The organism is Burkholderia sp. SIMBA_062 (assembly GCF_046534765.1).
GTDB classification, from domain to species: Bacteria; Pseudomonadota; Gammaproteobacteria; order Burkholderiales; family Burkholderiaceae; genus Burkholderia; species Burkholderia ambifaria.
Genome location: NZ_JAWRYD010000008.1, coordinates 83,685 through 97,780, shown reverse-complemented (window position 1 = coordinate 97,780; position 14,096 = coordinate 83,685). Strand labels below are relative to the sequence as shown.

Here is a 14,096-nt window from a genome sequence, read left to right as displayed (position 1 = left end):
CTGTGCGCGCGGCCCGGTTCGGGTCGCGCCCCGTTTTTTCCGGAGAATTGAATAATGGGCAAACAAGCAATCGGTGTGATCGGGCTCGCGGTGATGGGCCGCAATCTCGCACTCAATATCGAGAGCCGCGGTCATGCGGTGTCGGTGTACAACCGCAGCCGCGCGAAAACCGACGAACTGATCGCCGAATTCCCCGGTCGCAAACTGGTACCGACCTATACGCTCGAGGAGTTCGTCGCGTCGCTCGAAACGCCGCGCCGGATCCTTATGATGGTGAAGGCCGGCGAAGCGACCGATGCGACGATCGCATCGCTCAAGCCGCTGCTCGAGAAGGGCGACGTGCTGATCGACGGCGGCAATACGCATTTCACCGACACGATCCGCCGCAACCAGGAACTCGCGCAATCGGGTCTGCACTTCATCGGCACCGGCGTGTCGGGCGGCGAAGAGGGCGCGCTGCGCGGCCCGTCGATCATGCCCGGCGGCCAGCGCGACGCATACGACCTGGTCGAGCCGATCCTCAAGCAGATCGCCGCGAAGGCGCCGTCGGACGGCGAGCCGTGCGTCGCGTACATGGGCCCTGACGGTGCGGGCCACTACGTGAAGATGGTCCACAACGGGATCGAATACGGCGACATGCAGCTGATCGCCGAGAGCTATGCGGTGCTGAAGGACGTCGCGGGCCTGACCAACGACGAGCTCGGCGCGGTGTACACCGAGTGGAATCAGGGCGAACTCGACAGCTACCTGATCGAGATCACGTCGAAGATCTTCGGCAAGAAGGACGACGCAACCGGCAAGCACCTCGTCGACGTGATCCTCGATCGCGCCGCGCAGAAGGGCACCGGCAAGTGGACGAGCCAGAACGCGCTGGATCTGGGCGTGCCGCTGCCGCTCATCACCGAGTCGGTGTTCGCACGCGTGCTGTCGTCGCTGAAGACCGAACGCGTCGCGGCCAGCAAGATCCTGTCGGGCCCGGCCGCCGCGCCGTTCGACGGCGATCGTGCGGCGTTCATCGAAGCGGTGCGCCGCGCGCTGTACCTGAGCAAGGTGATCTCGTACGCACAGGGCTTCGCGCAGTTGCGCACGGCGTCGGAAGAGTACGGCTGGAGTCTCGACCTCGGGACGATCGCGAAGATCTTCCGCGCGGGCTGCATCATCCGCGCGCGCTTCCTGCAGAAGATCACGGACGCGTACGCGAAGGATCCGGCGCTCGCGAACCTGCTGCTCGACCCCTACTTCAAGGACATCGCCGCGAACTACCAGGCATCGCTGCGCGACGTCGTGGTGGCCGCGGTGAAGGCCGGCGTGCCGGTGCCGGCGTTCGCGTCGGCGGTCGCGTACTTCGACAGCTATCGTTCCGAGCGGCTGCCGGCGAACCTTGTGCAGGCGCAGCGAGACTTCTTCGGCGCGCACACGTTCGAGCGCACCGACAAGCCGGGCAGCTTCCACGCGAACTGGTCGTAACGGGCTGCGAGGGCGGTATTGTTGCGAAAATCTATTCTTTGAGTAGGGTTTTTCGTTCCCGGATCCCGGAATTGTTAGCTCCGCGGAAACAGTGTTTTCGTTCTTTCATGGTTTTCCCTAGGTGATCTCCGGACTAAACTTTGATCAATCGCTGCAGACATGGTGTGTGCGGCGAAGCAAAAAAATCCCGGAGGTAATCATGAAATCGCTGATCGCAACGTTCGCTGCAGCTGCTGTCCTCGCCGTTCCCGCCGTGTCGTTTGCTCAACAGAACGCGCCCGTCACCCGTGCGCAGGTCAAGGCCGAGCTGGCCGAGCTGCAACAGGCCGGCTACAAGCTGGGCAGCGACCGTACCGACTACCCGGCAGGCATCCAGGCAGCTGAAGCCCGTCTGAGCCCGCAACAGAACGTCGCCGCCGCCGATACGACCGGCTACGGCGCGCAACCGGCCGCCCAGCAAGAGTCGGGCGCTCCGGCAGCCGCCAAGACCGGCTGGCAAGTGAAGCGCGTGTCGGATGGCGCACCGGTCTACAAGGGTCGTTGATCGTCATCGATCGCCGGCCGCATGCGCGGCCTGATCCAACGCCCGCAGTACACGCAGCCCGTCGTTCCGCATCACGGAACGACGGGCTGTTTTCATTGACGTGCGCCGCGTCAGTGCAGCGGCCGCGGGCCGCGGCCGATGTCCCGGAACAGCGCGTCGGCGGGCTCGAGCGCCTGTAGCCACGCTTCGTCGTAGCCGCTCAGCGTATCGAGCGCATCGCGCAGCCGCTCGATCGCGAGCACCGGCAACTCGACGCTGTGCCGGGTCGCGCCGCTCAGGTGTGCGACGCTCGCCAGCTGGACGAGTGCGTCCGCGGCTTCGGCGACGTCCGTCGCAAACAGTAGGTGGCGGTTGAGCAATTCGACGAGGCCGCTGGAACCGGCGAAATCCTCGGCATTGAGCTGCACGGACAGAAACGTCGCATTGTTCATGTTGATCTCCTCTTTATTGGCGGATCGTGCGGTGCATCTCCGAGTATAGGAGGTGGCCTGCAACGGGGCGTGGGCCGGCGCGCCGCGGCGGTCCGGCCGGCAGGAGGCCGCCCGGACGCCCGGACGCCCGCGCGGCGCGGCTGGCGGCCTGCCGGCGCCCGGCCGGGGCCATGCAAGATTGTTGCCGGATCGGGCGCCTGTCGCGGTCCCGAGCGCGACAAATGGTATCTTTCACGATCGGGACGACGTGCAAAAGGCGCGAAAAAGGGGCCGGTGAGCCCCCCGCGTCGGCGTTCCGCTGTGGAAACTGACGGCCGCGAGAGCGGTCGGATACTGGTTGGTCCGGCCGTGCGGCCGGACATCGTGCGTCGCGTGCCGGAGGGCGGTGGGCGGCGCATCGACGCAAATCCGGGAGGACCCTTGAGAGAAACGATTCCGATCCACGAGGCGCTCGCGCGCTGGTTGCCGCAGGCGGCGCTCATCGTCGCGGCCGCCGCGCTGACGGGCTGTACGATGACGCCGTGGACCGACAGCTGGCAGCCGGTGCGGCCGTCGACACCCATGTCGGCCGCCACGCCGGGCGTGATCGCCGGCTATTACCGCGTGAATCCGGGCGACACGCTCGCCGGCATCGCTGCCGCCTACGGGCAGCGCGTGCAGGATCTGGCCAGCTGGAACCACATGTCGCCCAATGACGCCGTGTCGCCAGGCCAGGTGCTGCGCGTCGCGCCGCCGCCTGCCGCGACGTCGCTTGGGCAGCCGTCCGCCACGGCGCAACCGGGCTCGCTGGCATGGCCGGCCACGGGAAGCGTCGCGGCGCCGTTCTCGGCCGGCAGGACGCGCGGCATCACGATCGCCGCGTCGGGCCCCGACCATTCGGTGCGGGCCGCGGCAAACGGGCGGGTGGTCTACGCCGGGTCCGGCGTCAAGGCGTACGGCCCGCTCGTGATCCTGAAGCACGACAACGGGCTCATCACGGCCTACGGGCACAACGGCAGGCTGCTCGTCAACGAGGGCGACGCGGTGCGCGTGGGTCAGCCGATCGCCGAGATGGGCACCGACGCGAGCGGCCGCTCGACGTTCGAGTTCGAGGTCCGGCAGAACGGCAAGGTCGTCGATCCGATGAACTTCCTGTCGCGCAACGGCGGCTGACGCGCCGCATCACGACGTGTGCGCCGGGCGGCGCACACGTTCCCGCCTTCATCCTTCCTTGAGCTCCGTGGCGTCGGACTGCCTCGCATGATTGCCGAGCCAGCGAATGCCCACCGCGAGTCCCGTCGCGCCGAGCGCGATCAGCGAACACTGGATCGCGACCGGCACATAACCGTTCGGCCGCGGATCGACGAACGGGTAGGGATACCAGTTCTCCACGGCGCCGCGCACGAGCGTATAGCCGAGATAGACGACCGGAAAGGCGAGCCATGCGAGCGCGCTGCGCCACGGGATCGGCGAGCGCGGCTCCACGTACAGCCAGTCGCACAGCACCACGAGCGGCACGATCCGGTGCTGGACCCAGTTGTTGAGGGGCGGGGTGACGTGCAGCAGCGCATCGAGCCGGGCGAGCAGCAGTTCGTAGACGATCGCGGTGATCAGCATGTAGAGCACGGCGGCGCCGCGCATCGATTCGTAGCGGGCCGAGCCGGGGCGCGTAAAGCGCGACAGCCCCGCGATCAGCATGGCCGCCGCATACAGGCTGCTCAGTTGCGTGAAGTAGCTGAGGTAGTTGCCGAGATGAAAGGTCGGCATGGCCCAGTAATCGGCGACGCTGTGCAGCGTGGTCGACACCGCGAGCAACGCGGCGATCAGCCGGTAGGCCGCAACGAAGAACGCTTTGCTCATGATGCCCGCGCAACGTCGCACCAAAGCTTCATCGTGCCACAGCCATCGGCGCGCGCGATGCGGACTTTCCATATGACGGCACGGTGACGCGGGGGCTGCGCGGATTCTTCGGATATTTGATCCGGCCGGGCAACGCCGGCCGCACGTGGGGCTACAATCGGTGCAGCCGCAGGGTACCGCCCCGCCGCTGCATGTGCCTGCCCCGCATACCGAACGAGAAACACGAGACAAAGCATGAGAAACATCCTCGCGAAACAGACGCGCTACAGCTCGCCTGCGATCTTCTTTCACTGGATCATCTTCCTGCTGGTGGCGCTGGCCTACCTGGCCATCGAGATTCGCGGACCGAAAGGCAGCGACAGTCGTGCGTTCTGGATGAACGTGCACTTGCTCGCCGGTACGTCCGTGCTCGTGCTCTCGGTGCTGCGGGTGTTGTGGCGGATGATGAGCCGCGTGCCGGAGCCCATTGTGCAGGCGCCGCTGCTCAAGCGGCTGTCGACGCTCGCGCATTTCGCGCTGTACCTGTTCATCATCGCGCAGCCGCTGCTCGGCATCATGATGATCAACATGGGCGGCAAGCCCGTGTCGCTCGACTGGATCGGCGTGTCGTTCACGCTGTTCGGCCCGGACAAGGCACTGCGGCCGACGATCAAGGAGGCGCACGAACTGCTCGGCAATGCGTTCTACTTCGTGATCGGTCTGCATGCGCTGGCCGCGCTTTATCACCATTTCATCCGGCGCGACGACGTGCTGCGACGCATGGCGCCGTGATCGCCGCGTGCTGAAGCCGCGCAGCAGCCAGGGGCGCATGGTTGTGTTGACAACCATGCGCCCCTGGTTCGTTTACCGCGATGCGCGGCTGGCCTTCGCGGCGAACCTTCTGTAACATCTCGGCTGTTTTTACATTCCGCTTACGCGTCGCCGCGCATGCTGCACCGACATCGTCACCTGACCGCCTGGCTCGGCGTGTTCGCGATCTGGCTCGCGATCGCGGCGCCGCTAGTGTCGCAGTGGCGCCTCGCACGGGTGGCAACCCCCGACGCGATTGTCTGCGGCAGCGAGCATGGCGCGCACCGCGCGCCCGATGCAGGCCCCGCGCACGATCACGCGCGGCATCTCGACGCGTGCGGCTATTGCGGCTTCTTCGCGCACAGTCCCGCGATCGGCGGCGCGGCCGCCGCATCGTTCGCTTTCGTCCCCACCCCTGTCGTTTCCGCCGTCGCGCCGCATGCGGTCGCGTCGCGTGCCGCCCCCTATCCGCGCGCGTATCCACGCGCACCGCCCGAGCGCGCCTGACGCGCTGCCTTCCGTTCCATTCATCGCCGACATCCGTGCGGTCCGTCGAGGCCGCGTGGAGGGCGTCACTCGGGCTTTCGATCATGACCATTCTTTCCTTGCGCGCGCCGAGGGCGTCGCGCCATTCCCGTGCGCGGCGCGTGCCGCGCATGCTGAAACTCACCATTCCCGCGCTGGCCGTCGGCGCGATGACCGCGGCGGCCGCCGCGACTGAAGCCGCGCGTGCGGCCGCTGCGCCAGCGGACGACGCGGCCGTGCTGCTGCCGCCCGTCGAAGTCGTCGCGTCGCCGCTGACGACACCGCTCGTCATCGTCACGGATCCGAAGACGCCGCGCCAGCCGCTGCCGGCCAGCGACGGCGCCGACTACCTGAAGACGATTCCCGGCTTCACGTCGATCCGCAGCGGCGGGACGAACGGCGACCCCGTGCTGCGCGGGATGTTCGGTTCGCGGCTGAACATTCTTGCGAACGGGATGCCGACGCTTGGTGCGTGTCCGAACCGGATGGATGCGCCGACCTCGTATATCGCGCCGGAAAGCTATGACAAGGTCACGGTCGTGAAGGGGCCGCAGACCGTGCTGTACGGCCCCGGCGCATCGGCCGGCACCGTGCTGTTCGAACGCGTGACGCCGCGTTTCGAGCGCCCCGGCATGCGCTTCGATGGCAGCGTGGTCGGCGGGTCGTTCGGCCGCAACGACCAGAACGTCGACGTGACGGCCGGCACGCCGGACGTCTATGGCCGTGTGAGCGCGAACCACGCGCACGCGCAAGACTATAAGGACGGCAACGGCAACACCGTGCCGTCGCAATGGGACAAGTGGAACGCGGACGCGGCGCTCGGCTGGACGCCCGACGATCACACGCGCGTCGAGCTGACAGCCGGCACCGGTGACGGCTATGCCCGCTATGCGGGGCGCGGGATGGACGGCGCGCACTTCCGTCGCGAGACGTTCGGCCTGTCGTTCGACAAGCGGCATCTCGGCGACGTGCTCGACCGCATCGAGGCCCGCGTGTACTACAACGAAGCCGACCACGTGATGGACAACTACACGCTGCGGCAGCCCGACCCGACCAGCAGCATGCCGATGCGGATGGCATCCGAAGTGCGGCGCCGCACGCTCGGCGCGCGGGCGGCGGCGACGTTTCGTTTCGGCGACGACTTCAAGCTCGTGACCGGCGTCGACGCGCAGTCGAACCGGCTCGACGCGCGCTCGGCGATGGGGCGGCAGAACTACGGCGATCAGCCGTGGGATGCGCAGGCGACGATGTGGAATGCGGGCGCGTTCGGCGAGCTCACGTGGTACGCGAGCGATGTGTCGCGCGTGATCGGCGGCGCGCGGGTCGACTACGCGAGCGCCCGCGACAAGCGTGCGACGACGAGCGGGATGATGGCGAGCAAGCCGAACCCTACTTTCGACGACGATCGCGCGCGCGTGCTGCCGAGCGGCTTCGTGCGCTACGAGCGCGATCTCGCGTCGCTGCCCGTTACGTGGTACGCGGGAGTCGGTCACGCGGAACGCTATCCGGACTACTGGGAGCTGTTCTCCGCGAAGCGCGGGCCGGCCGGTTCGGTCAACGCGTTCTCGGCGGTGCAGCCGGAGAAGACCACGCAGCTCGACATCGGCGCGCAGTACAAGGGCGAGCGGGTCGATGCGTGGGTGTCGGCCTACGCAGGCTATGTGCAGGACTACATCCTGTTCAATTACGCGGCCGGGATGATGGGCCCGACCACGCAGGCGACCAACGTCAACGCGCAAATCATGGGCGGCGAAGCCGGGGTGTCGTGGCGGCCGGTCGCACCGCTGCGCGTCGAGACGTCGCTTGCGTATGCATGGGGGCGCAACGCGACGAGCGGCGATCCGTTGCCGCAGATGCCGCCGCTCGACGTGCGCTTCGGGCTCGAATACACGCGCGGCGCATGGTCGGCGGGCGGCTTGTGGCGGATCGTTGCGCCGCAGCATCGGTATGCGCTGAACGAGGGCAACGTGGTCGGCAAGGACTTCGGTCCGAGCGCCGGGTTCGGCGTGCTGTCGCTGCATGCGCAGTACAACGTCAGCAAGAAGGTGCAGATTTCGGTCGGCGTCGACAACCTGCTGGACAAGGCCTATGCCGAGCACCTGAACCTCGCCGGCAACGCGGGCTTCGGCTATCCGGCGAACGCGCCGGTGATGGAGCCGGGGCGTACGGCATGGGTGCGCGTGAGTGCGAAGCTCTGATCCACGGCGCGTGTGCGATGCAGCATGCGCGCGCATGGACGCGACCCCGCCCGACCGGGCGGGGCGCGTCAACCGATTAGAGAACCGTATCTAGTCAAGGCGCAAACGTTCGCGACTCGTGCTTCACTCCCGCATTCGACGCACACGATGCCCGCGACTGTCGGCAACGTGCCGTACGCGTCGATCCGATCTCATTCGCACCGGCAGCACAATAATCAGGAGAACATGCATGGCCAGATCGATGCGTTCCAGGGTAGTGGCAGGGGCAGTGGCATGCGCGATGAGCGTCGCGCCGTTCGCGGGGACGACCGCGCTGATGACGCTCGCGACGACGCACGCGGCGATGGCGGCACCGGCGCCCGTCGACGACTATGCGACGACGCGCTATCCGATCATTCTCGTGCACGGGCTTACCGGCACCGACAAGTATGCGGGCGTACTCGAGTATTGGTACGGCATCCAGGAAGACCTGCAGCAGCACGGCGCGACCGTCTACGTCGCGAACCTGTCGGGCTTCCAGAGCGACGACGGCCCGGACGGGCGCGGCGAACAGCTGCTCGCTTACGTGAAGACGGTGCTCGCCGCGACCGGCGCGACCAAGGTCAATCTCGTCGGTCACAGCCAGGGCGGCCTCACGTCGCGCTATGTCGCAGCCGTCGCGCCCGATCTCGTCGCGTCGGTGACGACGATCGGCACGCCGCATCGCGGCTCCGAGTTCGCCGACTTCGTGCAGGGCGTGCTCGCGTACGATCCGACCGGATTGTCGTCGACGGTGATCGCCGCATTCGTCAATGTGTTCGGGATCCTGACGAGCAGCAGCCACAACACGAACCAGGACGCGCTCGCGTCGCTGAAGACGCTGACGACCGCGCAGGCCGCCACCTACAACCAGAACTATCCGAGCGCGGGCCTCGGCGCCCCCGGAAGTTGCCAGACCGGCGCGCCGACGGAAACCGTCGGCGGCAACACGCATCTGCTGTATTCGTGGGCCGGTACGGCGATCCAGCCGACGCTTTCGCTGTTGGGCGTGACGGGTGCGACGGATACGAGCACCATTCCGCTCGTCGACCCGGCGAACGTGCTCGACCTGTCGACGCTCGCGCTGTTCGGCACGGGCACGGTGATGATCAACCGCGGCTCGGGCCAGAACGACGGGCTCGTGTCGAAGTGCAGCGCGTTGTACGGCAAGGTGCTGAGCACGAGCTACAAGTGGAACCATATCGACGAGATCAATCAGTTGCTCGGCGTGCGCGGCGCGAACGCGGAAGATCCTGTCGCGGTGATTCGCACGCATGCGAATCGGCTGAAGCTCGCGGGCGCGTGATCGATGGCGGCACGTGAAGGGCGCGCGCCGCTGGCGCGGCGCGCTGCAATCTATGGTGTCGTGGGGCTGGCGGCAATCGCCGGCGTCGCGATATGGAGCGGCGCGGGGCCGCATCGCGGCACGGGCGCTGCGGGTGACGTGCCGGATGCGCCGGCGGTGGGCGGCGTGGCAGCCGCCGCACCGCGGGCCGCGGTGCCAGCGAGTGCGGGCCTGCCGCCGTCGCTTGCCGGTTCCAGCGCGCCGCGGCTGCCGCTCGATGCTGGCGGCCATCTCGCGAAGTCGCGCGCGGTGCGCGACTTCTTCGACTACTGCCTGAGCGCGCGGAGCGACTTGAGCGCGACCGCGCTCGATGCGCTCGTCGTGCGCGAGATCGCCGCGCAGCTGGACGGCACGATGGCGCAGCCCGAGGCGCTCGACGTCTGGCATCGATATCGCGCGTATCTCGATGCGCTCGCGAAGCTGCCGGACGCCGGCGCGGTCGACAAGTCGGATCTCGGTGCGCTGCAGCTCGCGCTCGACCAGCGCGTGTCGATCGCGTACCGGACGCTCGGCGACTGGAGCCAGCCGTTCTTCGGCGCCGAGCAGTGGCGGCAGCGCTACGATCTCGCGCGGCTGAAGATTGCGCAGGACCGCACGCTGACGGATGCGCAGAAGGCGGAGCGGCTCGCGGCGCTCGCGCAGCAGCTGCCGGCCGACGAACGCGCGGCACGGCAGAAGGCGGACCGGCAGCAGGCCGCGATCGATCAGATCGCGCAATTGCAGAAGAGCGGGGCGACGCCCGACGCGATGCGCGCGCAACTGACGCAGACGCTCGGGCCTGATGCCGCCGCGCGCGTCGTGCAGATGCAGCAGGACGACGCGTCGTGGCAGAGCCGCTACGCCGACTATGCGGCGCAGCGCGCGCAGATCGACGCGGCCGGGCTGTCGCCGCAGGATCGCGACGCGCGGATCGCCGCGCTAAGGCGGCGCATGTTCACGAAGTCCGGCGAAGCGGTGCGAGCGGCGTCGCTCGACCGCGGCGCGGCGGCCGCGCGATAACGGACGATGGCGAACCCCATCACGCCGCGCGCGTGAAGTGCCGCGGCAGGTGCTGTTCGATGGTTGCCGCGAGCGTGTCGAACGCGGGGCCGATGCCTTCGTGCGCGACGCACGCATAGCCGAGCAGCAGGCCGCGGCGTGCCGTGTCCTGCCGGCTGTAGTAGCTGGTGAGCGGGCGCACGATCACGCCCGCGTCGAATGCGCTTTGCGTGACCGCGCGATCGTCGCACGTATCGGGCAGGCCGAGCACCAGATGCAGGCCGGCTTCGTCGCCCATCACCGGCAGCGCGTCGCCGAAGCGCGCATGGATCGCATCGATCAGCAATTGCCGGCGCTCGCCGTACAGCGTGCGCATCCGCCTGACGTGCGAAGTCAGGTGCCCGTCCATGATGAACTCGGCGAGCACGGCCTGCTGCATCAGCTGGCCTTCGCGGTACAGCTCCGACAGCCCGGTGCGGAAGGTATCGACCAGATGCTCGGGCACGACCATGTAGCCCATCCGCAGGCCCGGGAACAGCATCTTGCCGAGACTGCCGACGTAGATCACGCGGCCGCCGTCGTCGAGCCCCTGCAGCGACGCGAGCGGCCGGCTGCCATAGCGGAATTCGCTGTCGTAGTCGTCCTCGATGATCCAGCAGCGGTGTCGGCGTGCGTATTCGAGCAGCATCCGGCGCCGCGCGAGGCTCATCACCATCCCGAGCGGATACTGGTGTGACGGCGTGACGAGCACGAGCCGCGGCGGCTGCTGCATGTCGCCCGCGCTCGGGTCGATGCCTTCCTGGTCGACCGGCACCGGCGTGAGCGTGAGGCCGGTCGCCTGCAGCACGCTGCGCACGCCCCAGTAGCACGGCTCCTCGACCCACGCGCGATCGCCGATGTCGGACAGCAGCCGCACCGCGAGGTCGATCGACTGGTGGATGCCGGTCGTGATGATCACCTGGTCCGGCGAGCATTTGACCGAGCGCGCGACGCGCAGGTAGTCGGCGAGCGCGCGGCGCAGCGGCCGGTAGCCGCCGCCCGGCGCATAGGTCAGCAGCTCGGGATTCGCTTCCTTCCACAGTCGCGCCTGCAGGCGGCTCCACGTGCGGCTCGGGAATTCCGACACGTCCGGCACGCCCGGCATGAACGCGCCCCATTGACGTCGCGACACGCCTGCGTGCTCGATCAACTGCCGGCCGCGCATCGACAGGCCGCCGTGCGCGTCGGGAAGCGGCGGTTCGTCGGCGGCTGACGGCGGCGGCGCGGCCCCCGGCGCGTGGATGACGGCGGCGTCCGGCCGCGTGTCGGCCACGTAGGTGCCGCTGCCGGTCGTCGTCAGCACGTAGCCTTCGGCCGTCAACTGGTCGTACACGTGCAGCACGGTATTGCGCGCGATCGACAGGTCGGCCGCGAGCGTTCGCGAACTCGGCAGTTTTGTGCCCGGCCCCAATTCGCCGGTCAGGATGGCCTGCTGCATCAGCTGCAGCAACTGCCGGTACATCGGTTCGGGCGAGCTGCGGTCGATCCGGCCCGAGAGCCAGTCGGCGACGATGACGGTGTCCAAAGTGGTCCCACGCGGAATATTGAAATGGTTCCCTATTGTAGGACCGTGCGCGCCGTATAGTGAATCTCATCTCATAATCAATTGTCGCGCAGCAAGGGGACAGCCACGATGAAGTCCGATGATGTGATCGTCAGCTTTCGCGGCGTGCGGAAGACCTACGACGGGGAGACGCTGGTCGTCAAATCGCTCGACCTCGACATCCACCGAGGGGAATTCCTGACGCTGCTCGGGCCGTCCGGCTCGGGCAAGACCACCTGCCTCATGATGCTGGCGGGCTTCGAGTTTCCGACGGGCGGCGAAATCTGGCTCGACGGGGAGCTGCTGAATACCGTGCCGCCGCACAAGCGCAACATCGGCATGGTGTTCCAGAACTACGCGCTGTTTCCCCACCTGACGGTCGAGCAGAACGTCGCGTATCCGCTGACGGTGCGCAAGCTGTCGGCCGCCGAGCGCGCGGAGCGCGTCGCGCATGCGCTGAAGATGGTGCAGATGGAACGCTTCGCGAAGCGCTATCCGGCGCAGTTGTCGGGCGGCCAGCAGCAGCGCATCGCGCTCGCGCGCGCTCTCGTGTTCGAGCCGAAGCTCGTGCTGATGGACGAGCCGCTCGGCGCGCTCGACAAGCAGTTGCGCGAACACATGCAGTACGAACTGAAGGCGCTGCACGAGAAGCTCGGCGTGACCTTCGTCTACGTGACGCACGACCAGGGCGAGGCGCTGACGATGTCCGATCGCGTCGCCGTGTTCGACAAGGGCATCGTGCAGCAGCTCGATACCGTCGATTGCCTGTACGAATCGCCGTGCAACGAATTCGTCGCGAACTTCATCGGCGACAGCAACCGGCTGCGCGGCACCATCGCGCGCGTGGAGGGCGACTTCTGCGAATTCCGGCTCGACGACGGCACGCAGCTCGTCGGGCGCCGCATCGGCGATGCGGCCGAAGGCGCGCCGGCCGTCGCCTGCATCCGCCCCGAACGCATGAGCCTTGCCGCCAATGGGCACGCGAATGGCGCGGCCGCCAACCGCGTGACCGGCGAGGCGCGCAGCCTCATCTATTTCGGCGATCACGTGCGCATGCGCTGCGCGCTGCCGGGCCAGGAGGAATGCTTCGTGAAGGTGCCGCTCGGCACGGATGCGCTCCACGCGTTCGCGCCCGGCGCGCCGGTGGCGCTCGCCTTCGCGCCCGAGCACCTGCGCGTGTTCGCCTGACACCGGGTTTCACCGTTTTTCCGTAGCACGTACGTCGTCAACAACAAAGCCCATTTCCACCACGAGAGGAGAGGAACCATCATGAACGGAGCAAGCTCTACCGCACGTCGCACCGCGCTCGCACTGGCACTGGCACTGGCTGTCGTCGGCGCATCGGCCACGGCGGCCGAACTCACGGTCGTCAACTTCGGCGGCGCGAACGGCGACGCGCAGAAGGCCGCATTCAACCAGCCGTTCGAGAAGGCGACCGGCAACAAGGTCACGGCCGTCGAGTACAACGGCGAGCAGGCGAAAGTGAAGGCGATGGTCGAGGCGAAGCACGTCAACTGGGACGTGGTCGAAGTCGAATCGGGCGACCTGAACCGCGGCTGCGACGAAGGGCTGTACGAGAAGCTCGACTGGTCGAAGATCGCGAAGAAGTCCGACCTGATTCCGGAAGCGCCGCAGGTGTGCGGCGTCGGCTTCTTCGTGTGGTCGACCGCGCTGTCCTACAACGCGGACAAGCTGAAGGGCGCGCCGACCGGCTGGGCCGATTTCTGGAACGTGAAGAAATTCCCCGGCAAGCGCGGCATGCGCAAGGGCGCGCGCTACAACCTCGAGTTCGCGCTGATGGCCGACGGCGTCGCGACGAAGGACGTGTACAAGGTGCTCGGCACGAAGGCCGGCCAGGACCGCGCGTTCAAGAAGCTCGACGAGCTGAAGCCGTACATCCAGTGGTGGGAAGCCGGCGCGCAGCCGCCGCAGTTCCTGGTGGCCGGCGACGTCGTGATGTCGACCGCGTACAACGGCCGCATCGATGCCGCGCAGAAGGAAGGCAAGAACCTGAAGGTGGTGTGGAACGGCAGCATCTACGACCTCGACTACTGGGCGATTCCGAAGGGCTCGCCGAACAAGGCGCTGGCCGAGCAGTACATCGCGTACACGCTGACGCCGAAGCCGCAGCAAGGGTATGCGCAGCACATCGCGTACGGCCCGACGAACATCGCGGCGATCAAGTCGCTCGACGCGAAGACGCTCGCGAACCTGCCGAACTCGCCGGCCAACGGCAAGAACGCGGTGCTGGAGGACATCGGCTTCTGGACCGACCACAGCGACGAGCTCGAGCAGCGCTTCAGCGCGTGGGCCACGAAGTAACCGTCTTCAGGCTGTCCTGATGCAACCTGCCGCGCGACGCGCCGAACGCGTCGCGCGG

The 14,096-nt window shown here is 67.6% G+C and carries 13 protein-coding genes; 10 read left to right on the top strand and 3 right to left on the bottom strand.

Annotated elements, in window-relative coordinates; translation table 11 throughout:
- Window positions 1-54: 54 nt before the first annotated feature.
- Both gndA and SB786_RS10800 read left to right on the top strand, forming a co-directional pair.
- Window positions 55-1,467, top strand: coding sequence for an NADP-dependent phosphogluconate dehydrogenase (gndA, locus tag SB786_RS10805; RefSeq protein ID WP_410727445.1), 1,413 nt, complete (start codon window positions 55-57; stop codon window positions 1,465-1,467).
- A gap of 199 nt (window positions 1,468-1,666) precedes the next feature.
- The gene (locus tag SB786_RS10800; protein ID WP_212082172.1) at window positions 1,667-2,011 is read left to right on the top strand and encodes a DUF4148 domain-containing protein; all 345 of its coding nucleotides are present in this window, start codon (window positions 1,667-1,669) and stop codon (window positions 2,009-2,011) included.
- Between the two features lie 110 nt (window positions 2,012-2,121).
- Here SB786_RS10800 and SB786_RS10795 read toward each other — a convergent pair whose 3' ends face one another.
- The gene (locus tag SB786_RS10795; RefSeq protein WP_006760526.1) at window positions 2,122-2,442 is read right to left on the bottom strand and encodes a hypothetical protein; all 321 of its coding nucleotides are present in this window, start codon (window positions 2,440-2,442) and stop codon (window positions 2,122-2,124) included.
- Window positions 2,443-2,862: 420 nt separating this feature from the next.
- On the opposite strand from SB786_RS10795, the gene SB786_RS10790 reads away from it, so the two are divergent.
- Entirely contained in the window at window positions 2,863-3,594 is a 732-nt protein-coding gene (locus SB786_RS10790; protein WP_410727444.1) for a peptidoglycan DD-metalloendopeptidase family protein, read from the top strand.
- A gap of 48 nt (window positions 3,595-3,642) precedes the next feature.
- Here SB786_RS10790 and SB786_RS10785 read toward each other — a convergent pair whose 3' ends face one another.
- Complete coding sequence (locus SB786_RS10785) at window positions 3,643-4,281, bottom strand: Pr6Pr family membrane protein (RefSeq protein WP_410727443.1); 639 nt, start codon at window positions 4,279-4,281, stop codon at window positions 3,643-3,645.
- A gap of 234 nt (window positions 4,282-4,515) precedes the next feature.
- On the opposite strand from SB786_RS10785, the gene SB786_RS10780 reads away from it, so the two are divergent.
- From SB786_RS10780 to SB786_RS10760, 5 genes are all read left to right on the top strand, one after another.
- Complete coding sequence (locus tag SB786_RS10780) at window positions 4,516-5,052, top strand: cytochrome b (RefSeq protein ID WP_410727442.1); 537 nt, start codon at window positions 4,516-4,518, stop codon at window positions 5,050-5,052.
- Window positions 5,053-5,208: 156 nt separating this feature from the next.
- A complete protein-coding gene (locus SB786_RS10775) occupies window positions 5,209-5,577 on the top strand; it encodes a DUF2946 domain-containing protein (protein ID WP_006756713.1) in 369 nt (122 codons plus the stop codon).
- Window positions 5,578-5,660: 83 nt separating this feature from the next.
- A complete protein-coding gene (locus SB786_RS10770) occupies window positions 5,661-7,793 on the top strand; it encodes a TonB-dependent copper receptor (protein WP_410727441.1) in 2,133 nt (710 codons plus the stop codon).
- Window positions 7,794-8,022: 229 nt separating this feature from the next.
- A complete protein-coding gene (locus SB786_RS10765; protein ID WP_410727440.1) occupies window positions 8,023-9,117 on the top strand; it encodes a triacylglycerol lipase in 1,095 nt (364 codons plus the stop codon).
- Window positions 9,118-9,120: 3 nt separating this feature from the next.
- Window positions 9,121-10,155 carry a lipase secretion chaperone gene (locus SB786_RS10760; protein ID WP_410727439.1) on the top strand — a complete coding sequence of 345 codons (1,035 nt, stop codon included), beginning with the start codon at window positions 9,121-9,123 and terminating at the stop codon, window positions 10,153-10,155.
- Window positions 10,156-10,174: 19 nt separating this feature from the next.
- Here SB786_RS10760 and SB786_RS10755 read toward each other — a convergent pair whose 3' ends face one another.
- A complete protein-coding gene (locus tag SB786_RS10755) occupies window positions 10,175-11,698 on the bottom strand; it encodes a PLP-dependent aminotransferase family protein (protein ID WP_410727438.1) in 1,524 nt (507 codons plus the stop codon).
- 108 nt (window positions 11,699-11,806) lie between these two features.
- Here SB786_RS10755 and SB786_RS10750 point away from each other — a divergent pair, with 108 nt between their 5' ends.
- Complete coding sequence (locus SB786_RS10750; RefSeq protein WP_410727437.1) at window positions 11,807-12,904, top strand: ABC transporter ATP-binding protein; 1,098 nt, start codon at window positions 11,807-11,809, stop codon at window positions 12,902-12,904.
- 81 nt (window positions 12,905-12,985) lie between these two features.
- Window positions 12,986-14,038, top strand: a complete 1,053-nt coding sequence (locus SB786_RS10745; RefSeq protein WP_410727436.1) for an ABC transporter substrate-binding protein — start codon at window positions 12,986-12,988, stop codon at window positions 14,036-14,038.
- The last annotated feature ends 58 nt before the right edge of the window (window positions 14,039-14,096 follow it).

Coding starts and splice junctions, on each gene's coding strand:
- SB786_RS10800 (WP_212082172.1), top strand. CDS start 1,667: ATGAAATCGCTGATCGCAACGTTCGCTGCAGCTGCTGTCCTCGCCGTT.
- SB786_RS10765 (WP_410727440.1), top strand. CDS start 8,023: ATGGCCAGATCGATGCGTTCCAGGGTAGTGGCAGGGGCAGTGGCATGC.
- gndA (WP_410727445.1), top strand. CDS start 55: ATGGGCAAACAAGCAATCGGTGTGATCGGGCTCGCGGTGATGGGCCGC.
- SB786_RS10775 (WP_006756713.1), top strand. CDS start 5,209: ATGCTGCACCGACATCGTCACCTGACCGCCTGGCTCGGCGTGTTCGCG.
- SB786_RS10795 (WP_006760526.1), bottom strand. CDS start 2,442: ATGAACAATGCGACGTTTCTGTCCGTGCAGCTCAATGCCGAGGATTTC.
- SB786_RS10750 (WP_410727437.1), top strand. CDS start 11,807: ATGAAGTCCGATGATGTGATCGTCAGCTTTCGCGGCGTGCGGAAGACC.
- SB786_RS10785 (WP_410727443.1), bottom strand. CDS start 4,281: ATGAGCAAAGCGTTCTTCGTTGCGGCCTACCGGCTGATCGCCGCGTTG.
- SB786_RS10780 (WP_410727442.1), top strand. CDS start 4,516: ATGAGAAACATCCTCGCGAAACAGACGCGCTACAGCTCGCCTGCGATC.
- SB786_RS10745 (WP_410727436.1), top strand. CDS start 12,986: ATGAACGGAGCAAGCTCTACCGCACGTCGCACCGCGCTCGCACTGGCA.
- SB786_RS10760 (WP_410727439.1), top strand. CDS start 9,121: ATGGCGGCACGTGAAGGGCGCGCGCCGCTGGCGCGGCGCGCTGCAATC.
- SB786_RS10770 (WP_410727441.1), top strand. CDS start 5,661: ATGACCATTCTTTCCTTGCGCGCGCCGAGGGCGTCGCGCCATTCCCGT.